The sequence below is a fragment of the Nonomuraea sp. NPDC003754 genome (genome assembly GCF_053605785.1).
The window spans coordinates 176,908-196,489 of record NZ_JBSGJX010000001.1 but is presented as its reverse complement, the minus strand read 5'-3'; the positions used below and the strand labels follow the sequence as shown (position 1 = coordinate 196,489).

The following is a 19,582-nucleotide window of genomic DNA, read 5'->3' as shown; positions in this document are numbered from 1 at the left end:
GGCCACAGGGCCGGGGTCATCTCAGTTTCGGCCGAGCACCGGGTAGTTGCTGCGGAAGACGCCGTCGGGGTCGTGGCGGCGCTTGATGTCGCGCAGCCGGGCGAGGGTCTCGGCGGGGAAGGCGGCCTCGGCGCTCTCTCCGGGCGACAGGAACGTGAACGGCTTGCGCCCGCCCTCGATGATCTCCCGCTGCCGGTCCTCGACGCCGGGCATGCCGAACAGGTACAGCAGGTAGGGGTCGTCGAGCTGTCCCGCGGCGCTGTCGGACGGCCGCGCGAGGGCCCCGCCCAGGTGCCTGATCTGCACGCCGATCAGCGGGTCGATGGGCATGAGCCGGTCCAGGATCCCGTCGAGCTCGCTGATCAGCTGGGCCCTGGACGCGCCGGGGGAGGGGTCGGTCGGTTCGCCGGTGATGTCGCCGAGCGCGGCGACCGGCATCCGGCCGCGGGTGTCGGACAGCGCGCCGCCGATCCGGTCGAGCGGCGCGAGCAGCCGGCTCGCGTCCTGCCCGAGGTAGGTGGAGTCCACCGCGACGAGCGGCGGGGCGCCGGGGAACCGCAGCAGCTCGAACCAGAGGGTCAGCTCGTCCGGCGCGGTCGCGGTGATCTCCCTGAAGGCCGCCAGGACCTCGGGGGCGCGGGAGGCCGGCCACAGGACGCGCCCGCCGTACAGGTCGGGAGCGGGGTGGAGGTCGAACTCGATGGCGGTGACCAGAGCGAAGTCGCCGCCTCCGCCGCGCAGCGCCCAGAACAGCTCGTCGTCGCGGGTGACGGTGGCGCGCCGTCCCTCGGCGTCGACGACGTCGAAGGAGCGGACGCTGGAGGAGGCCCAGCCGTGCGCGCGGGAGAACCAGGACAGGCCGCCACCCAGGGTGTACCCGGTGACGGTCACCACGGGGGAGCTGCCCGGCAGGCCGGTCAGGCCGTGCGGGCCGGCCGCCGCCTGCACCTGGCCCCACGCGACGCCGGCGCCGGCACGCGCGGTCCTGGCCGGCGCGTCGATCTCCAGGGTGGACAGCCCGCGGGTACGCAGCAGCAGGACGCCGTCGACGTCGCCGCTCGCGCCGTGCCCGCTCGGCTGGGCCGCCACCGCCAGCCCCTGCTTGCGGGCCAGCTTGACGGCGTCGGCCACGTCGTCGGCGTCGTGCGCCTCGGCGACCGCCCTGACGGGCTGGTCGACGGCCAGGTTCCAGGGGCGGGTCGCCTGCTCGAAGCCTGCGTCCCCGGGGAGGAGAAGGTTCACCATCAGCCACCGTTCTCGATGTCAGATATCCAGGATCGTGTCATGGGACGATCAGGTCCGCAGGTTCGCGAACCACGATCGGGTGCCTGCGGGTGTCGCGGGGTAACGCGCCTCGACGGTCTGCCTGATGTCGGCCAGCGTCTGGCTCGCCAGCTCGTGCCGCCAGGCCAGCTCCGCCCTGCGCATCGCCTGCGCGATCACGCAGGACTCCCGGTAGTCGACGTGCGGGCTGCCGCCCGGGCCCTGGCGCAGGATCTGCTCACACCTGAACGCCTCGTCCGCACCTTCGATCGCGGTCACCACGTCCATCAGCGTGATCCGGTCGAGGGGACGGGCCAGCCGGAACCCGCCCTTGGGGCCCGACGTCGAGCTGAGGATGCCCGCCCGCGCCAGCGCCTGCAACTGCTTGTTGAGGTACGCCGTGGGGAGGCCGTAGAAGGCGGCCAGCTTGGCCGCCGTCATCGCCTCGCCCGTCTCGATCCACGAGAGGTTGAGGCAGCTGTGGAGCGCCCACTCGACGCCCTCGCTCATGCGCATATCCTGGATATTACACGTCTAGAATAGGGATCGCCATGGTCGCGCCCCACGAATCCGGCCGGACCACGCTGAACCCCATGGCCTGGTAGAAGGCGAACGCTCCGGCGTTGCCCGCGCCCACCCCGAGGTGCAGGCCCGGCACCTCCCGGGCCCGCAGTTCGTCGAGCAGCGTCCGCATCAGCCGCCGGCCGAGACCCGCCCCCTGCCCCCTCGGCAGGACGTCGATGTGCAGATGGGCGGGGTAGCGGTCGTAGAGCTCGTCGGGTGTCGGCCTGGCGTCGTGGATACGCTTCACGCACCACCAGTCGAGCGTGCCGTCGCCGGGGTCGGCGGCCATCGTGCGCGGATAGCGGGCCCGCAGGCCGGGCCACCAGTGCTCCTCCAGCCAGTGCTGGAAGGCCGGGGTGTCGGCGGTGGCGATGATGTAGCCCAGCACGCCCCGCCGGTCCACGGCGACGAAGCTCAGGCCGGGATCGGCGGCAGGATAGGGGCCCGCGTAGATGTGGGCGAGCAGGTCGGGGTCGTGGTAGAGCGCGGTGGCGTCCTTGCCCGAATCGCCCGTCTGGAGACACACGCGGTACATGCCCGGCAGATCGTACGGCTGGAACGGTCGAATCTCCGCCATCTGGCTCATCCCCCTCGCGCACAGTAGCGATTGCGCGAACGTACCAGGCACCGCCCGCCGTACCGCCGAGCGCACCCCCGGCGCAGGCCCGCCGGTTACGTTCGGGAGACCCTGACGTCGCCGTCGACGCTCCTGGCCACGATGGTCCTCTCACTTCCCTTGCCCGCGTCCTTGAACTCCGCATCGGTACGGCCGTTGCGGCTCTCCGCGGTGATCCCGTACTCGCCCTCCGGCACGGTCACCACCACCCCGCCCTCGCGTGACAGGGCGTCGACCCTGCCCGGCGGAGCGGCGAACTGCACCCGGACGGCGCCGTCACGCGAGTGGGCCCGCACGTCGGCCGACCGGGTGGCCCTCGACCTGATCAGCCCCTCGCTCGTGCGCAGCCGCAGCACACCCGACAGGCCGTCGGCGAGGATGTCGCCGCCGGTGGTGGCGACCGTGACGTCCTGGTCCAGGCCGGACAGCGTCACCCGCTCGTCCCCTCCCTCGACCAGGAGCTTCACCCCCGGCGGCAGGTGCACGGTGTAGCGGGCGCCGCAGGTGGCGAAGAAGACCGTGCAGTCGGTGCGCAGCGACAGCTGGCCGTTCTCCAGCGCCCACGTGGACTTGCCCGGCTCACCGGCGGAGCCCTGCAGCCACCTGTCGACCTTCACCCCCGAGGCGTCGCCGGGGACCACGCGCAGATCGCCCACCCTCGCCTTGACGGTGAGCGTGCCTCCCGGGTGAGGGAAGGTCGTGGCCTGGTGCCGTTCTGTCGTGTCGAGCTGGAGTCCGCAGGCGGTCAGAGTGACGAGGCCCACCGCGGCCAGTGCGATCATCCGCTTCATGAAGCCGATCGTGGCGCCGATCGGCGGCGCTGCTATCGGCCATGTGGACGATCCGCCATCGGCCGATCGTCCCTACCTGTGGAGCGCGGACAGCAGCTTCTCGACGGGGGAGAGGGGATCGTCGCCGACGGGGCGGAGCACGACGGTGCTCGCGCCGGCCGCCCACAGCGCCCTGACCGCCGCGGCGGCCTGGGCGGGGGAGCCGTCGGCGGCGAAGACCTCGGCCCTGTCGACCTCCAGGAAGCTCGCCACCTCCTCGCGGATCCCGTCCAGCCCGGCCGGGTCGTCGACGCACAGGTGGGTGAAGACGATCAGCTCGTGCTCGCCCGCCGCGCAGATGCGCTCCAGTGCCGGGCCGATCGCCTCGGGGCCGAAACCCTCGGGCAGGATCGTGCCCTGCGCCACCCGGCCCGACAGGGCCAGCGAGCGCGGGCTCTTCACGCCTGCCACGACCGGCGGGACGACGGCGGGCGGGTGCACCAGCCGTACCTCGTCGAGACGGACGGACCTGCCGTCCATGGTCACGCTCTCGCCGCGCAGCAGCCCGCGCACCGCGGTGATCGTCTCCTCCAGCAGCGCCAGCGGCGAGGGGGCGGCGGCGCCGACCTGGCGCATCCACTCCTGCACGCCGTGCCCGACGCCGCCGACGAAGCGCCCGGGGAACATCCTGGCCAGGTTGGCGAACTCCATCGCCAGCAGCATCGGGTTGCGCAGCGGGGCCGGCGCGATGCCGAGGCCGACGCGCAGCCGCGAGGTACTGGCGAGCGCGGCGGCGGCCGAGGTGAGGCCGCCCGTCCAGCCGAGGTCCTCCACCACCCAGAGGTCGTCCACCCTGGAGTCGAGCGCCTGCGCGAACGGGACGAGCCGCTCGGGCGGCAGGTCGCGGTCGAACATCACGCCAAGCCTCATCAGGCCATCCTCCGACGGTCGGGGCCGCGCCTCAGCCTGGCGCGCGAGCGTCGCCGATGCTAGTGAACGCTCTCAGCCGGCGGCAAGGTCACGCCGCCAGCGCCTGCCGCGCCTCGTCGATCGAGTCGGTCACCTCGAAATGCCGGTCCAGGTTGGTGATCGTCAGCAGGTGGGGGATCATCCCGTCGCCCACGATCAGCATCAGCCTGCCGCGCTGCTGCCGGACCCTGGTCAGCGTCGAGACCAGCAGCCCGAGACCGACCGAGTCGCAGAACGGCACCTGGCTCAGGTCGATGGCCAGGTGCGGCTGTTCCATGGTGGCGAGCATGGCAGCGAGCACGGTGTCGATCTCGGCTCTCATCCGGGGGACCGTCGTCAGATCCAGATCCCCGACCGCCTGGAGGAGTGCGAACCGACCGTCCGTCCAGGACCTGACCACCATTTCAGACACCTCCGCTCATGCGGTCTTCCCCTGCCCACAATGGACGGGAGCTATGCCCCCTTTTTGCAGATGTTCTCCCTTGCCGTGCGGGTGTCCGGGGTACTCTCCGGCGACGGCGACACGGACGGCGTGGTGGCCGACGCGGGCTTGCGGATCTTCGGCTGGTCCCGCCCGGCCACGACCTCGATGCCCTTGATGTCGCTCTCCTTGAGCTCGGCGCCCGGAATCGCCGCGGCCACCGTCTTCGCCGCCTCCGCCTGGTCGGGCGCGTACCGTACGACCGTGGTCGCGAAGTCCTTGCGCGGGGTGTTGCCCGGCTCGTCCGGCACCTTGAACCCGTAGGCCACCAGCCCCGCCTTGGTGCGCGCGCCGAGCCCGGTGATGAGCGTGCCGTTCAGCACCCTGACCGTGATGTCCTTGGCCGGTACGGCCCGCGTGCTTGGCGTGGGCGGCGGCTTCGGCGCGGGCTTGGCCAGGTCCTGGTCGGCGGCGATGCGGCGGAACAGCTCGGTGGCCCGCTCCTTGTCCCACAGCACGGCCGACTCGCCGGTCGGCGTCTTGAAGTCGACGTCGGCCAGCGGCACGTGGGCGAACTTCACGTCGTTGAGGGAGACGCCCTTGAGCTGTTCGACCAGCGGCACGAGCCCGTCGTCGGGATCGACCTTGATCGTGGCGAGCGAGGCGTTGACGAAGGAGATCAGGTTGGCCGGGTTGGCCAGCGCCTCGCTGAGCATCGCCGAGATGACCTGCTGCTGGCGGTCGATGCGGTCGAGGTCGGAACGGGCGGTCGCCCTGGTGCGGGCGTAGCCGAGCGCCTTCGCGCCGTCGAGCCGGTGGGTGCCCGCCGCCAGGTCGAGCCCGGTCTTGGGGTCGTCGATCGGCACCGGCGTGCAGACGGTCACGCCGCCGAGCCGGTCGACGACGTCGACGAAGCCCAGGACGTTCACCTCGATGTACCGGGTGATCGGCAGCCCCGTCACCTGCTGCACCGCCTTGACGGCCAGCTTGGCGCCGCCGAACTGGTAGGCTGAGTTGATCTTGTGCTGGCCCTTGCCGGGGATCGTGGTCCAGGTGTCGCGCGGCAGGCTCACCACCGTCACCCTGCGGTGGTCCTCCGACAGGTGGATCACCATCATCGTGTCGGTGCGCTCGCCCGACTCGCGGCCCAGCTTGAGCCGGTTCTGCTCCTTGCGGGTCAGGTCGTCGCGCTTGTCGACGCCGACCAGCAGGATGTTCATCGCGCCGCGAGGGGCCTGCTCGACCGCGCCGAGACCCGCGTCGACCGAGCCGATCTGCCGGGGCGTGGCCCACACCCAGCCGGTGCCGGCCAGGATGACGCTCGACAGGCCGCCCGCGATGATCAGATTGCGCCGCCGCGCCCGCGCCCCGCGACCCGGCCTGCGCGGCGTGCGACGGGGCGCCAGCCTGACACCCCCGGGGGCGTCACCGCCCACGTGCACACCCGCGTCATCCTCCTCCGGGTCGCGCATGCCCGCCCCCTCCAAGCGCCGCCGGAATCGGGCTTTGGATTGCCCTCCTCCCCTGGTCGTACAGTAGCGTGAGGCCCGCCATGAAGCAGTTCCCCGACTCGCCCGCGCAGCCCGCGTTCCCGCAGACGCGCGCCTGGCCGCCGATCTCCGTCGTGATGCCGATCCTCAACGAGGAGCGTCACCTGCGCGAGGCCGTCGCCCAGATCCTCGCCCAGGCCTACCCAGGCCCCATCGAAGTGGTGCTCGCCGTCGGCCCCTCCCACGACCGCACCCAGGAGGTCGCCGACGCCATCGCGGCGGCCGACCCCAGGGTGACCGTGGTGGCCAACCCGACCGGCCGCACCCCCAACGCGCTCAACGCGGCCATCGCCGCCTCCAGACACGCGATCATCGCCAGGGTCGACGGGCACGCCATGCTGCCCGACGACTACCTCAGGGTGGCGGTCGAGACGCTGGAGGAGACCGGCGCCGACAACGTCGGCGGGGTCATGGCGGCCGAGGGCATCACGCCCTTCGAGCAGGCCGTCGCCCGCGCGATGACCTCCAAGATCGGCGTCGGCGCCGCCGCCTTCCACGTGGGCGGTACGGCCGGGCCGGCCGACACCGTCTACCTCGGCGTGTTCCGGCGCAGCGCCCTCGACCGCGTCGGCGGCTACGACGAGCACTTCCAGCGCGCCCAGGACTGGGAGATGAACCACCGCATCCGCGCGACGGGCGGCCTGGTGTGGTTCCAGCCGCGCATGCGCGTCACCTACCGGCCGCGGCCCAACCTCAGGGCGCTGGCCCAGCAGTACTTCCACTACGGGCGCTGGCGGCGCGTGGTGGCCCGCACCCACGAGGGCACGATCAACCTGCGCTACCTGGCCCCGCCGGCGGCGGTGGTGGCGATGGCGCTGGGGCTGCTGGTCTCGCCGTTCTTCCCGCTGGGCCTGGTCATCCCCGGCGGCTACGCGCTGGCGATCGTCGCGGGGTCGGTGCTGACGGGCAGCGGGCTGCCCGGACGGGCCAGGGCGGTGCTGCCGCTGGTGTACGCGGCGATGCACCTGTCGTGGGGCTGGGGGTTCCTGACGAGCCCCCGCGAGCTGTCCCGCCCCCAGCACTGAGCACGTTCCCTGGGGGCCCGCTCGCGGGCCCCCTCTGACGTCGCGCGGCTCCGGCTCGCCGGCGCCGGTCCGGGCCGCGGTCAGACGTCGATCACCTGACCGGTGCGGTCGGTGGCCAGCAGGTCGACGGCGATCCCCGGGGCGTTCGTGCCCGCGGTCGCGACGCAGTTCACCGCGATCCCGTCCGGCGCCCACTCCTCGGCCAGGCCCCGCGACAGCTCGGCCACCGCGGCGGCCGCCGACCGGGCGACCCCCTCGCCCGTCAGGCGCGACGAGGTGAGCAGCAGCAGCCGCCCGCCGGAGTCGCGCAGGTGCGGGTGCGCGGCCCTGGCCACGCCCACCGCCTCCAGGTAGGCGTCCCCTGCCGCCGCCAGCCGGTCGCCTGGCCGTACGGCGGCGGCGTGGACCACGCAGTCGACCCTCCCCGCCTCCGCCAGCGCCGCGGAGACGGCCGCGTGGCCGCCCGCGGACGGCAGATGGAGCACCCGCGCGGCCCCGTGCGCCCGCGCCAGCTCGGCCACGCCCGCCCCGATCCCCCGGTCGCCGCCGGTGACCACCACCGTCCTGCCCTCCAGCGCCGTCGCGGACGCCCGCGGCACGGGCGCGGCGGCCAGCCGGAACAGCGTGTCCGCGACCTGGAGGTCGAGCGGGTGGGTCACCTTGATGTTGCGCTCGCTGCCCTCCACCACCACGATCGGCACCTCGGGCAGGTAGCGCAGCACCACCCCGCAGTCGTCCGTCGGCGGCCGGTCGCCGAAGCCGGGATCGGCGAAGGCGCGCTCGTAGGCCGCTCTGATCACCGACAGCCGGAAGCCCTGCGGTGTCTGCACGCGCCGCAGCCGCGCCCGCTCCGGCACCTCGCGCACGACGTCGCCGCGCGGCCCCGGCTCCACCACGACGACGGTGTCCGAGCTCGGGATCGCCACCTCGACCGCGCTGTCATGCTCCAGCGCCTCGACGCACGCGGTGATGATGCGGGGCTCCAGCAGCGGCCGTACCGCGTCGTGCAGGAGCACGTCGCACTCCTCCGGGCCCAGCGCGTCGAGCGCCCGCCACGTGGTCTCGGTGCGGGAGGCGCCGCCCTCGAGCACCTTGCTCACCTTGGCGAAGCCGCGGGCGGCCACCAGCTTCTCGACCTCGGCGGTGAATCCCGGCGTCATCAGCACGACGACCTCGTCGATCTCGGGCGCGGCGTCGAACACGGCGAGCGTGTGCTCGATGATCGACCTTCCGGCGACCGTGACGAGCTGCTTGGGGGTGTCGAGCCCGACCCGCTGCCCCACGCCGCCCGCCAGGAGCACTCCGACGACCCGCAGTCGAGATTCCATATGGCGAGCGTAACGGTCTCTTCCGACACGGGCGTGGCCCGTGAATTGCCGTCATCCGATCGCTACGCTGGGCAACGCACTCCTCGTGTCCGAAGGAGAACTGCGCGTGCCAGAATCCACGACCGCCAGAACAGGCGTCACGGCCGCGGCCGTGGTGCTCGCCACGACCCCGGCCGCCCACCTGTCATGCGCGGACGGCACCCTGCTCGACCGGATCAACGACCAGCTCGTGCTGCTGCCGGTGCGCGACGTGCACCTGGTGCCGCAGGGCGGCGGCCTGGGCGCCGACCTGCGCGGCGTGGCCAAGATCGCGCGCATCTGCACCGGACCGGTCGTCCTGCTGACCGCCGACCTCGTCGCGCACACCGAGGCGCTCGCCCTGCTCATGGAGCACCCCGCCCGGGGCACGGGCGCGCTGGTCAGCTCGGACGCCACCGTCGGGCCGCTGCGCCCGCCCGTCAGGACGGCCGGCAACAGGGTCGTCGCCGCCGGAAGCTCCTTCCACACCGTGCCTGACGCGAACGCCACGTTCCGGGGCGTGCTCCAGGTGAGCGAGGCCGATCTCGCCACCCTGGCCGACGTCGCCGACGAGCTGGCCGAGCTGGCCGAGACCGGACGGTTCGGCCCCGTGAGCCCCATCGAGGCCGTCGACCTGCTGCTGGTCGGGCTGGTGCGGTCAGGGCTGCCGGTGCGGGCGGCGCAGATCGGACGGCTGCACGCCGACCGCGTGGCCGCGCAGTCCGCCGCCGACCTGGCCGTGAGCAGGCTGGCCGACGTCGACGAGACCCAGGTACGGCTCGACGCCGCGGTCAAGAGCGAGGACGGCTTCTTCACCACCTACTTCGTCAGCTCCTGGTCCCCCCACCTGGTCCGCCTGGCGGTGCGCCTGGGGCTGACGCCCAACGCGGTGACCGGCATCTCGGTGGGCCTGGCGGTGCTGGCGGCCGTGTGGTTCTCGGCGGGCACCAGGAACGCCCAGGTCGTCGGCGCCGTGCTGCTCCTGCTGTCGTTCGTGCTCGACTGCGTCGACGGCCAGCTCGCCCGCTTCACCAGGGGGTTCACGCCGCTGGGCGCATGGGCCGACGGCATGGGCGACCGGTTCAAGGAGTACGCGGTCTACGTCGGCCTCGCCGTCGGCTACACCGCGGGGCTCGAGGCGGGCGACGGCGGCCCCGACGGGATCTGGCGGCTGGCCGTGGCGGCCATGATCCTCCAGACGCTCCGCCACATGGTGGACTTCTCGTTCAAGGGGGCGCTGGCCGACGCCAGGCGGATCGGCGCCGCCTGGAGCAGGTCGCGCCGGTCGCTGCTGGAGTCCGTCGACGCCGAGCGCGTCGCGGTGCCGGCGCAGGGCGTGCGCGGCCTGGTGCGGCGCATGGACCGCCAGTCGCTCACCCGATGGGCCAAGAAGGTGATCGTCCTGCCGATCGGCGAGCGGATGGCGCTGATCGCGGTCACCGCCGCGCTGTTCAACGCGAAGGTCACGTTCACGGCGCTGCTCGCCTGGGGTGCTCTCGCGCTCTTCTACCAGCTCCTGGGCAGGCTCATGAGGTCGACCGGATGATCTCCGTACAGATGGTTCCCGTTCCGCGCAGCCTGGTCGTGGCCTACCGCGACGACGGTCTGCTCTCGCGCGGCATGGGCGCGCTCGTGGCCGGGCAGCTGCCGCCGCTGCCGCCCGCGGTCGCCGGCGCGTTCGTCATCGGCATCCTGCTGCTGGTCGGGGTGGGCGGCACCGACGGGCTGGCGGTGTTCGCGCCCGCCGTGACGCTGCTGCTGTCCGGGCCGGGCAGCTCCCACCCGCACGACGGCAGGCTCGACTGGCTGGTGCCGCCGATCCTGCGGCTGACGGAGTACGTCTTCATCGCCTCGGTGTGCTTCGGCCACGACGTCCACCCGCTGATCGTCTTCATGCTGCTCGGCGCGATGGCCTTCCACCACTACGACGTGGTCTACCGGATACGGCAGCACGTCTACCCTCCGCCGTGGCTGTCGACCGCGGGCCTGGGATGGGACGGCAGGATGCTGGTCGTGGCGGCGGGCGCCCTCGTCGGCCAGGTGACCGCGGTGTGCGTGCTGCTGGCCCTGTACCTGTGGTGCCTGTTCGGGTGGGAGTCGCTGACGTGCTGGCTGGCCGCGCCGCGTTCCGGGCTGGATGCGGCCGATACGGGAACTCCGGACTAAGTGCGGATGACACGATCAGGGCCTCGAGGGAACTAACCTTTGGGGTCTTACATAGTCATGCTCGACTGAGGAGTGCACGTTGCTGGGAATGGTGCTGGCCGCCGGGGCCGGACGACGCCTGCGGCCGTACACCGACACGCTGCCCAAGGCGCTCGTGCCGGTCGACGGAGACACGACGATCATGGACATCTCGCTGCGCAACCTCGCCGCGGTGGACCTGCGTGACGTCGTCGTCGTGGTCGGTTACGCGGCGCAGGCCGTACACGAGCGCAAGGCCGAGCTGGAGAAGCGGCACGGTGTGAAGCTCACCCTCGTGCACAACGACAAGGCCGAGGAGTGGAACAACGCCTACTCCCTGTGGTGCGCGCGCGACTACTTCGCCCAGGGGGCGCTGCTGGTCAACGGTGACACCGTCCACCCGGTCTCGGTCGAGGAGACGCTGCTGTCGGCGCCCGCGACCAGCGACATCCTGCTCGCCGTCGACGACGTCAAGAGCCTGGCCGACGAGGAGATGAAGGTCACGCTCGACGACGGCGCGCTCAAGCGGATCACCAAGCTCATGGACCCCGCCGAGGCCTACGGCGAGTACATCGGCGCGACGCTGATCAGGCCCGGCGCCGCCGCGCGCCTGGCCGACGCGCTGCAGGCGACCTTCGAGCGCGACCCGCAGCTCTACTACGAGGACGGCTACCAGGAGATGGTCGGGCGCGGCGAGAAGATCCACGTCGCGCCGATCGGCAAGGTCGAGTGGGTCGAGGTCGACAACCACGACGACCTGACCAAGGCCCGCGACATCGCCACCCGTTACTAGAGGAGGCTCGATGCCGCTTCTAGCGAGGATGCTGCCGGCGCCCCTCACCATGGAGGTACGGCGGGGCGCCGTCGCCCAGCTCGGCGCGCTGCTCGCCGACAGCAGGGTGGCCACCTCGGGCAGGGTCGCCGTGGCGGTCGGCCCGGGCCAGGGTGACCACATCGAGGGTCTCATCGCGCCGACCCTCACCGAGGCCGAGGTGTTCCGCGTCTCGGACGGCTCGGTCGAGGCGGCCGTCTCGCTCGGCGCCGACCTGCGCAAGGGCGCCTACGAGGTGGTCGTCGGCGTGGGCGGCGGCCGCACCATCGACGCCACCAAGTACGCCGCCTCGCTGGCGGGGATCCCGATGGTGGCCGTGGCCACCAACCTCTCCCACGACGGCATCTGCTCGCCGACCGCGTCGCTGGTCTACGAGGGCGGCAAGGGCTCCTTCGGCGTGCCGATGCCGCTGGCCATCCTGGTCGACCTCGACTTCGTCCACGCGGCGCCCGACGCGCTGGTGCGGTCCGGGGTGGGCGACGTGGTCAGCAACCTGTCGGCGATCGAGGACTGGCAGCTGGGCAACGTGGAGCGGGGCGAGCCGATCGACGGCCTGGCCTGCTCGATGGCGCGGACGTCGGCCGAGGCGCTGATCGGCCGTACCGACTCCATCGAGTCCGACGCGTTCCTCACCGTTCTGGCCGAGTCGCTGATCCTGTCGGGCATGTCCATGGTGATCGCCGGATCATCCCGTCCTTCCAGCGGCGGAGATCATGAGATCCTTCATGCCGTGGATCAGCTCTTTCCGGGCACCTCCAACCACGGCGAGCTCGCCGGGATCGGTGCCGCCTTCTGCTTCTTCCTCAGGGAGGACCAGGCCAGGCTGACGCAGGTGGTGAGTTGCCTCAGGCAGCACCAGCTCCCTGTCACGCCGGGCGACATCGGTCTCAGCGCCGAGCAGTTCACCGAGGCCGTCATGCTGGCGCCGGCCACCCGTCCAGGTCGCTACACGATCCTCGAGCACCTGCGTCTGTCGGAAACCGAGGTTCGTGATCGGGTGGAGAGCTATGTCCGGGCCTTCGGTAGCTGAGCTGCGGGCGGTCGCCCAGCCCGCCGGCACGATGGACCGCCAGAGCGGCGAGCACTGGGCCGGCTCGCTCTACATGCGCAAGCTGTCCATCTACGTGACCTGGGCGCTCGCCAAGACGCCGATCACGCCCAACCAGACCACCGGGCTGATGATCGTCACGGGGCTCGTCGCCGGAGCGGTGCTGGCGCTGCCTGGTCTGGCCGCGGCTGTCGCGTCCTTCCTGCTCGTCCAGCTCTATCTGCTGTTCGACTGCTCGGACGGCGAGCTGGCCCGCTGGACGCGCCGCACCTCGATCACCGGCGTCTACCTCGATCGCGTGGGCCACTACTTCTGCGAGGCGGCCCTGCTGATCGGGCTCGGCTTCCGGGCCTCGACCACGCTGCCCGACTGGTACACCGTGCTCGGCGTCGCCGCCGCGCTCGGCGCGATCCTGATCAAGGCGGAGACCGACCTGGTCGACGTGGCCAGGGCGCGCTCGGGCCTGCCGGCGGCGACCGAGTCGTCGGCCGGGCAGTTCCGGTCAGGGCTGATGGGGCTGGCGCGCAGGGTCATCGGCGCCACCAAGTTCCACCGCATCGTCCAGGCGGTGGAGCTGTCGATCCTCGCGGTGCTGGCCGCCGTGATCGACCTGGTCGTCGGCGACATCACCGCCACCAAGGTGCTTACCGTGGCGTGCGTGGTCGCCGCGGGCATCCAGGTCATTCTTCATCTGGTCAGCATTCTGGCTTCGAGGCGGCTAGCGTGAGTCGGAACCGTCGGGGCGCCGTACCCGTCGAAGGGATCAGACGCCCGCTGTTCGGTGGGGGTTCACTGACGGTTCCGATACTCTTGTCTCCATCAATCCGCATATTGGCAGACCCCAGCAGACTCGGTGATCATGAAAGAATGCTCCGCTCGTGCTCTCGACGCGTCAAGGCGATGACCCGTTGAAGATCTCGTGCGTCATCCTCACCATGGGCAACCGGGTCGCCGAGCTGAACCGGGCGGTCGAGTCCGCGCTCAACCAGATCGACGGCGACGTCGAGGTGGTCATCGTGGGCAACGGTGCCGACGTGCCCGCGCTGTCGGCGACACCGCCCGAGGGCTCTGCCGCGACCGTCAAAACCGTCCGCCTGGCGCACAACACCGGCATTCCCGCGGGGCGTAACCGCGGGGTCGAGGAGTGCTCGGGCGACGTCGTCCTCTTCCTCGACGACGACGGCTGGTACGCCAGCCAGAAGGTCGTCGCCCACGTCCGCGACCGCTTCGCCACCGAGCCCGACCTGGCCGTCATCTCCTTCCGCGTGATGGACCCCGACGGCGGCATCGGCCAGCGCCGCCACGTGCCGCGCCTGCGCGCGGGCGACCCGGAGCGCTCCTCACCCGTCACGACCTTCCTCGGCGGCGCCTCCGCCATCCGCAGGTCGGCCTTCCTCCAGGTGGGCGGGCTGCCGGAGCGGTTCTTCTACGCCCACGAGGAGACCGACCTGGCCTGGCGGCTGCTCGGCGAGGGCTACCGCATCGAGTACGACGCCCAGACCGTCATGTACCACCCGCAGGTGCCGCCGACCAGGCACGCGGACTTCTACCGGCTCAACGCCCGCAACCGGGTGTGGCTGGCGCGGCGCAACCTGCCGTGGCCGCTGGCGGCGTGGTACCTGCTCGACTGGGTGGTGCTCACCCTCTGGCGCGAACGGCGTTCGCCGGTCGCGCTGCGGGCCTGGTTCGAGGGCTTCCTGGAGGGGTTGCGCACTCCGGCGGGCGAGCGCAGGCCGATGGCGTGGCGTACGGCATGGCGCATGGTGAAGCTGGGCCGTCCCCCGATCGTCTGACCCGGTCCCGCGACTAGCCGGCTGCCGGATCCTCGGCGCTCGCCGCGTCGAAGGTCATGGACGCCCGCAGGGTCGTCGACATGAGCGCCCGCTTCGGCAGGCCCAGTTCGCTGAGCTCCTTGGCGACGGGATGGTTGCCCAGCCGGACGAGTGCCCCGCCGGGACGTACACGCATCGCGCTGCCCCACATCCTGGCGGGGACGCGGCGGGTGACCCCGTCCTGGTGGGTGTAGGCCGTCAGCGGCGCCGCCGCGCCGGGCACCGGCAGCCCGGGTTTCACCAGCATGTCGATGACCAGCCGCCCGTCCTTGCGCAGGATGCACCGCTTGTAGGGCGACGACAGGCGCAGCTCGATGTCGGCGAGCTCCTTGGGGAAGCCCCAGATCGTCCGGCCCGCCTCTAGCGTGAAGCCCTGGTCCACCGGCAGCCAGTGGACGAACGCGCCCGCCGACCTCAGCGTGGCGGGCCCCGCGGTACGCGGGCGCGGGCTGCCCGGCGGACGCACCAGGAAGGTGACGCCGAACTCGTGGTAGGAGTCGAGGTCGCTGTCGCGGTACTCGACGAACACCAGCGTGCAGATGGCCTTGCCTGGCAGTACCTCGGCCACGTCGAGCCCCGAGTAGGCGATCACCGCGCGGGCCGCGTCGGCGCGGACCGGGTACATGGCGCTGCAGACCGTGGCGTCGGTCACCCTCACGGGCATGGTGATCGTGCGGCCCTGGATCAGATGCGAAGCCATGGCTCCAGTACATGTGACCATCAGGCCCTCCGTCCACGTCTTGCCGCAACTCCGCCGGGGGAAGGCGTCAGACGGCCAGTTCGTGGGCGACGCCCGCCCAGTTCTCCAGGCGCCCGACGAACGCCGCCGCCTGGTCGGGCCAGTGGTGGTGGCGGCGGGCGAGCGCGTTGCCCGCCGCGCCCAGCTTCGCGCGCCGCTCGGGGTCCTCCTTGAGGTCCAGCAGCGCGTTCAGGGCGGCGTCAACGTCCCCGTACGGCACGACCGACCCGCAGCCCGCCTGCTCCACCACAGCGGCGGCCACGGGCGTCGTGACGACGGGCACGCCGCGGCCCATGTAGTCGAGGACCTTGGTGGGCGGTCTGGCGGAGGGCTCGCGCCACAGGCACACCCCCGCGAGAGCGCCCTCGGCCATGCGGAGGGCGTGCCGGTTGGGCACGTAGCCGTACCAGTCGAGCAGGCCAACCCGCTGGGCGTCGCGCAGGAGGGGCCTGACCTCGCGGTCGGCGGCCCCGATGAGGTCGAGCCTGATCCCGTGGGGCACCAGCCGATGGGCCAGGTCGATCAGCTCCTGGACGCCCTTGGGTGTGGTCAGCCGTCCGATGTGGACGATCCTGGTGTCACCGGGCGGTGGCGGCGCGGTGGCGGCCTGGGTGGCCTCGGCGGCGTCGGGTTCGAGCACGTGGTGCAGCCGCCGGGCCCGGGTGACGAGCCCGCGGCCCAGCGTCCCCACCGGCTCGTCGCGGATGTCCAGCACGACCGGCGGATGCCGGAACGGCAGCGCCAGCAGCAGCTCGGGCTCGTGCAGGATCAGCAGGTCGGCGTCCTTGGCCCCACGCCTGAGCGCGGCCCGCGGCACGCCGCCCCGCCTGACGTCGATCGCGGTGATCGGCGGCACGGGCGTCACGTTGAAGTGGGTGAAAGGAGCGACGTAGGTCACCTCGTGGCCCGCGTCGAGCAGCGCCCTGATCTGCCGGTGCATGATCCGGGCGTCCTCGGGATGATGAAGGGTGGTGCCGACGCAAACGCGCATAAAGGCGATGGTGCGCGGCTATGCCATCACCTGCGTGAATGCGAAGGGAACTGCCGTTTAACTTCCGGACGGCCGGCGGTAGAGCCACGTCAGGCGCGGCTCGAGCACCCACTTGAACACCGTGCGCGTCTCGGGCAGGCACAGCACGATGGCGAGCGCGAACGCGCTGGTGCTGATCGCCAGCACCCCCAGCGGCCCGTGCAGCCAGGGCAGGTCGAGCCAGCCCATCTCCTTGGCGATCAGCACGGGGATGCCGTGGAGCAGGTAGCAGTAGAGCGTGCGGGTGCCGAGGTCGGTGTACCAGGTCTCGCCGCGCGGCACCAGCGCGAGGAAGGCGAAGCACATCGCCAGCGAGGCGAGCAGCAGCCCCGCCCGCAGCCCGAGACCCATGTACCACGACAGGTCCATGTCCTGGAAGCTGTGCTTGAAGTAGAACGGCTTCAGCGACCAAGGGCCGAGCCCGATGTAGATCGCCACGCCCGCGGCGGCCAGCAGCGTCACGGCCGCGACGACCTTGACCCAGACGCGGTTGAGCATCTCGAAGTGCTCGGGCTGCATCACCAGGCCGATCACGAAGAACGGCAGCAGGCCGAAGAAGCGGTCCATGCTGAAGTCGCCGGAGATCTGCGAGAACCCGGCGAACAGGTAGATCGCGATGGCCACGGGAACGGGCTGCCGCATCCGCTTCCACACCGGTGTGGACAGCCGCCAGAACAGCAGCGCCAGCAGGTACCAGTTCAGCCAGGCCGGGTCGATGATCGTCAGGCTCCACTTCTGCCCGAGGGAGAAGCGCAGCGCCGCGTAGCCGATCTCCACGATCACGTACGGCATGACGAAGGTGTCGACCAGCTTGTTGGTCTTGGCGTTGGAGTTCCAGAAGTTCCTGGACAGGTAGCCGCTGATGATGACGAACAGCGGCATGTGGAAGGTGTAGACGAAGACGTAGAGCGCCTTGGAGGAGTCGGCGTCGAGCGTGGGCACCAGCGAGTGGCCCACCACCACGAGCGAGATCAGCAGGAACTTGACGTTGTCGAGGTACGGCTCGCGCTTGCGCGGCTTCGGCCGTTCGGGCTCGCTCTCGCCGGGACCCTCCTGCGCGCCTTCGGCGGGACGCTCCTGCGCGAGCTCGCCGGGCGGCTGCTGCTGTGGCGCGGGGGCCGAACCCCAGAAGGAGGCCTCCGCCGGCTGCTCGCCCCACATCGCGCCCTGCTGGGGCGGCTCGCCCGGCCCTGGCCGGCGGGTGTCCACCCGTCCCGTCTCGGCAGGCGGCGCCCCCGCGGCGGCGCGCGCGGTGCCGTTGCTGCTGTGGGCCGGAACCGGGAAGGGCGATCGGGGGTCACTCACGGTGGGGACGCTCAGCTATCTATCGGGGCCGGTGATCGCAAGCCACGGTAACCGTGGCTCCATGCACACGCCTAGCAGGATGCCGAATCGCGTTGGCGGTCTGACAACAGTAATGGCCTGTGCGGCGGATGTCGCGGCGGAGACGGGGGAAACGGAGGGAATCCACAGGGAATCTGGAGGTTGACTGGCAGGCAGGGAGCGAGTCAGAAGACCCGCTCCGTGCCCGTCCGTGACGGTCGTCCATCGACGGGCGCTAGGAGCAGATGTTCTTGGTATCGGCCTTGATGGCCGTCTCCTTGATGCCGTCGGGGATCTCCGTCCGGACACCGGTGAAGTCGTCACCGATCAGCAGCTGGATGACCGGGGCCGCGTCGGCGCCGGTGTCCGACACGGTCTGGGTCGAGGCGCCGCCGCCGGTGAACGGCGCCGGGTTGACGACCTTGACCTTGCCCTTGGTGGCGGCCCGTTTGGTGCCGGACAGCTTGCCGGCGAGCACGTCGGCGTAGTCGGGGCCGGTGGTGTCGCGCTTGCCGTACAGGAGCTTGGTGGTCGGCTGGCTGGTGCCGGCCGCGGTGAGGGCGTTGCCCGTGCCGACGACCTGGAAGCCCAGGTCGGACAGCTGCTTGGCCACCTCGCCCGCCCTGCCGACGGTGGTGGTGCCGTTGATGACCTGGACCTTGACCTGTTGCACCTTCGGCACGACCTTCTTGACCGTGGTCGACGGGGCCGGATCGGGCAGCTGGGTGTCGTTCTTGATGGCCGAGAAGAGCGCCGGCGCGGTGGCGGTGTTCCAGATGACGCGGTTCTTGTCCTGGGGGTCGTCCAGGACGGGAACCGTGTAGAACTGGACCTTGCTCGCCGTGAGCGACTTGGCGCTCTGGGCGATCTCGAGGAGCTTGGTGGTGTTGTTGGCCAGTTCCTTGTCCATGGTGACCGAGGAGGCCGCCGCGTTGATCAGGCTGATCAGCTCGGTGGGGTTGGTCAGCACCCCGCCGCTGGTGACCTTCTTGACCACCTGGCTGGCGAAGATCTGCTGCCGTTTGATGCGCTGGAGGTCGCTGCCGTTGCCGTAGGCGCGCAGGCGGACGTAGCCGAGGGCCTGCTCGCCGTTCAGCGTGGAGCGGCCCGCCGGCAGCTTGAGCTTGGACTTCCGGTCGTCGACGGGGTTGGCCAGGCAGATCTCGATGCCGCCGAGGGCGTCGACGATGCTCTTGAAGCCGTTGAAGTCGATCTCGACATGGTGGTCGATGGGGATGCCGGTCAGGCTCTCGATCGTGGTGATCGTGCAGGCGATGCCGCCGGTGTTGTAGGCCGAGTTGATCATGCCTCGGGTGGCCGGCATGATCACGCCGGGCTGGCCGTCCTTCGTGCACCTGGGGATCTCGACCATCGAGTCGCGCGGGAAGCTGACGAGCGTGGCCTTGTCGCGCGCTGGAGAGATGTGCATCAGGATCATCGTGTCGGTGCGCTTGCCGGAGTCGCGCATCGAGTCGATCTTGCCGTACTTGGCGTTGCCGTCGCCGTGGCGGGTGTCGGAGCCGACGATCAGCACGTTGAGCGCGCCGGTGGCGTTCACCGGGCGCTTGTTGACGATCTTGCCGTCGACGTCATCGGTCTTGATGTTGCTGAACGCGCTGCGATAGACCGTGTAGCCGGTCAGCGAGCCGGCGACCATCAGGCCGGTGACCGCGATGCTGGCCCACGCCATGCCGCTCAGCTTCCTGCGGCCGCCGCCACCGCCGCGGTGGCCGCGGGGCTCCTCCGGTGGACGGGGTGGTGGGGGCGGGGACGCGGCGCCGGCCCTGCGGGAGGACCGGTGGCCGGGACCGGCCGGTACGACCAGGCGATCCTGGACGTCGACGCTCCTGTGGTTGCTCATACGATCCCCTCACCCGAGGGCGGGGAGTCCGGGTTCGGCGTGCTGCTCACCACGGCCTCCTCGTCCGGAGATTCGGAGCCCGCTTCATGCTGGCTCGGTCGATCGCTCATCGCGCCATGAGACTAAGTCACTGTAAGCGTTGCCGGAGCCATGATCGACCTAATCGGTCGTGACCCGAGCGTGATGATCCAGACCCAGAGCTTACTCAG

At 71.2% G+C, this 19,582-nt stretch carries 19 protein-coding genes; 7 read left to right on the top strand and 12 right to left on the bottom strand.

Annotated elements, in window-relative coordinates; translation table 11 throughout:
• Positions 1-21 precede the first annotated feature (21 nt).
• From ACWEVS_RS00865 to ACWEVS_RS00835, 7 genes are all read right to left on the bottom strand, one after another.
• Positions 22-1,245, bottom strand: a complete 1,224-nt coding sequence (locus ACWEVS_RS00865) for an FAD-binding oxidoreductase (RefSeq protein WP_452549305.1) — start codon at positions 1,243-1,245, stop codon at positions 22-24.
• A 48-nt stretch (positions 1,246-1,293) separates the two neighbouring features.
• Positions 1,294-1,773, bottom strand: coding sequence for an RrF2 family transcriptional regulator (locus ACWEVS_RS00860; protein WP_449920356.1), 480 nt, complete (start codon positions 1,771-1,773; stop codon positions 1,294-1,296).
• A 16-nt stretch (positions 1,774-1,789) separates the two neighbouring features.
• The gene (locus ACWEVS_RS00855; protein WP_354906052.1) at positions 1,790-2,404 is read right to left on the bottom strand and encodes a GNAT family N-acetyltransferase; all 615 of its coding nucleotides are present in this window, start codon (positions 2,402-2,404) and stop codon (positions 1,790-1,792) included.
• Between the two features lie 95 nt (positions 2,405-2,499).
• Positions 2,500-3,234, bottom strand: a complete 735-nt coding sequence (locus ACWEVS_RS00850) for a DUF4097 family beta strand repeat-containing protein (protein WP_449920361.1) — start codon at positions 3,232-3,234, stop codon at positions 2,500-2,502.
• Positions 3,235-3,306: 72 nt separating this feature from the next.
• The gene (locus ACWEVS_RS00845) at positions 3,307-4,143 is read right to left on the bottom strand and encodes an LLM class flavin-dependent oxidoreductase (protein WP_449920364.1); all 837 of its coding nucleotides are present in this window, start codon (positions 4,141-4,143) and stop codon (positions 3,307-3,309) included.
• A gap of 88 nt (positions 4,144-4,231) precedes the next feature.
• Positions 4,232-4,585 carry an STAS domain-containing protein gene (locus tag ACWEVS_RS00840; RefSeq protein ID WP_354906047.1) on the bottom strand — a complete coding sequence of 118 codons (354 nt, stop codon included), beginning with the start codon at positions 4,583-4,585 and terminating at the stop codon, positions 4,232-4,234.
• A 50-nt stretch (positions 4,586-4,635) separates the two neighbouring features.
• Positions 4,636-6,075 (bottom strand): LCP family protein, encoded by a 1,440-nt coding sequence (locus ACWEVS_RS00835; protein WP_449920367.1) that lies wholly within the window; start codon positions 6,073-6,075, stop codon positions 4,636-4,638.
• A gap of 80 nt (positions 6,076-6,155) precedes the next feature.
• Between ACWEVS_RS00835 and ACWEVS_RS00830 the strand changes: the two genes are divergently transcribed.
• Positions 6,156-7,178 carry a glycosyltransferase family 2 protein gene (locus ACWEVS_RS00830; protein WP_449920370.1) on the top strand — a complete coding sequence of 341 codons (1,023 nt, stop codon included), beginning with the start codon at positions 6,156-6,158 and terminating at the stop codon, positions 7,176-7,178.
• 80 nt (positions 7,179-7,258) lie between these two features.
• On the opposite strand, the gene ACWEVS_RS00825 is transcribed toward ACWEVS_RS00830, so the two are convergent.
• Positions 7,259-8,506, bottom strand: a complete 1,248-nt coding sequence (locus tag ACWEVS_RS00825) for an SDR family oxidoreductase (protein ID WP_452549302.1) — start codon at positions 8,504-8,506, stop codon at positions 7,259-7,261.
• 106 nt (positions 8,507-8,612) lie between these two features.
• On the opposite strand from ACWEVS_RS00825, the gene ACWEVS_RS00820 reads away from it, so the two are divergent.
• The 6 genes from ACWEVS_RS00820 to ACWEVS_RS00795 all read left to right on the top strand — a co-directional run bounded on the left by ACWEVS_RS00820 (position 8,613) and on the right by ACWEVS_RS00795 (position 14,381).
• The gene (locus ACWEVS_RS00820; protein WP_452549300.1) at positions 8,613-10,070 is read left to right on the top strand and encodes a CDP-alcohol phosphatidyltransferase family protein; all 1,458 of its coding nucleotides are present in this window, start codon (positions 8,613-8,615) and stop codon (positions 10,068-10,070) included.
• Positions 10,067-10,690 carry a DUF5941 domain-containing protein gene (locus ACWEVS_RS00815; protein ID WP_354906040.1) on the top strand — a complete coding sequence of 208 codons (624 nt, stop codon included), beginning with the start codon at positions 10,067-10,069 and terminating at the stop codon, positions 10,688-10,690. The genes ACWEVS_RS00820 and ACWEVS_RS00815 overlap by 4 nt, the downstream gene beginning before the upstream one ends.
• Positions 10,691-10,769: 79 nt before the next feature.
• The gene (locus ACWEVS_RS00810) at positions 10,770-11,501 is read left to right on the top strand and encodes a phosphocholine cytidylyltransferase family protein (protein ID WP_449920380.1); all 732 of its coding nucleotides are present in this window, start codon (positions 10,770-10,772) and stop codon (positions 11,499-11,501) included.
• A 28-nt stretch (positions 11,502-11,529) separates the two neighbouring features.
• Entirely contained in the window at positions 11,530-12,570 is a 1,041-nt protein-coding gene (locus tag ACWEVS_RS00805) for an iron-containing alcohol dehydrogenase family protein (RefSeq protein WP_354906491.1), read from the top strand.
• Positions 12,548-13,315, top strand: a complete 768-nt coding sequence (locus ACWEVS_RS00800; RefSeq protein WP_354906038.1) for a CDP-alcohol phosphatidyltransferase family protein — start codon at positions 12,548-12,550, stop codon at positions 13,313-13,315. The genes ACWEVS_RS00805 and ACWEVS_RS00800 overlap by 23 nt, the downstream gene beginning before the upstream one ends.
• A 181-nt stretch (positions 13,316-13,496) precedes the next feature.
• Positions 13,497-14,381, top strand: a complete 885-nt coding sequence (locus ACWEVS_RS00795; RefSeq protein ID WP_449920582.1) for a glycosyltransferase family 2 protein — start codon at positions 13,497-13,499, stop codon at positions 14,379-14,381.
• A gap of 13 nt (positions 14,382-14,394) precedes the next feature.
• Here ACWEVS_RS00795 and ACWEVS_RS00790 read toward each other — a convergent pair whose 3' ends face one another.
• From ACWEVS_RS00790 to ACWEVS_RS00775, 4 genes are all read right to left on the bottom strand, one after another.
• Complete coding sequence (locus ACWEVS_RS00790; protein ID WP_449920383.1) at positions 14,395-15,120, bottom strand: acetoacetate decarboxylase family protein; 726 nt, start codon at positions 15,118-15,120, stop codon at positions 14,395-14,397.
• A 67-nt stretch (positions 15,121-15,187) separates the two neighbouring features.
• On the bottom strand, positions 15,188-16,150 hold the full coding sequence (locus tag ACWEVS_RS00785) for a glycosyltransferase (RefSeq protein WP_452417102.1): 963 nt from the start codon (positions 16,148-16,150) through the stop codon (positions 15,188-15,190).
• Positions 16,151-16,207: 57 nt separating this feature from the next.
• The gene (locus ACWEVS_RS00780) at positions 16,208-17,494 is read right to left on the bottom strand and encodes an acyltransferase family protein (RefSeq protein WP_452549298.1); all 1,287 of its coding nucleotides are present in this window, start codon (positions 17,492-17,494) and stop codon (positions 16,208-16,210) included.
• A 253-nt stretch (positions 17,495-17,747) separates the two neighbouring features.
• Positions 17,748-19,373, bottom strand: a complete 1,626-nt coding sequence (locus tag ACWEVS_RS00775) for an LCP family protein (RefSeq protein ID WP_452417099.1) — start codon at positions 19,371-19,373, stop codon at positions 17,748-17,750.
• Positions 19,374-19,582: the final 209 nt, after the last annotated feature.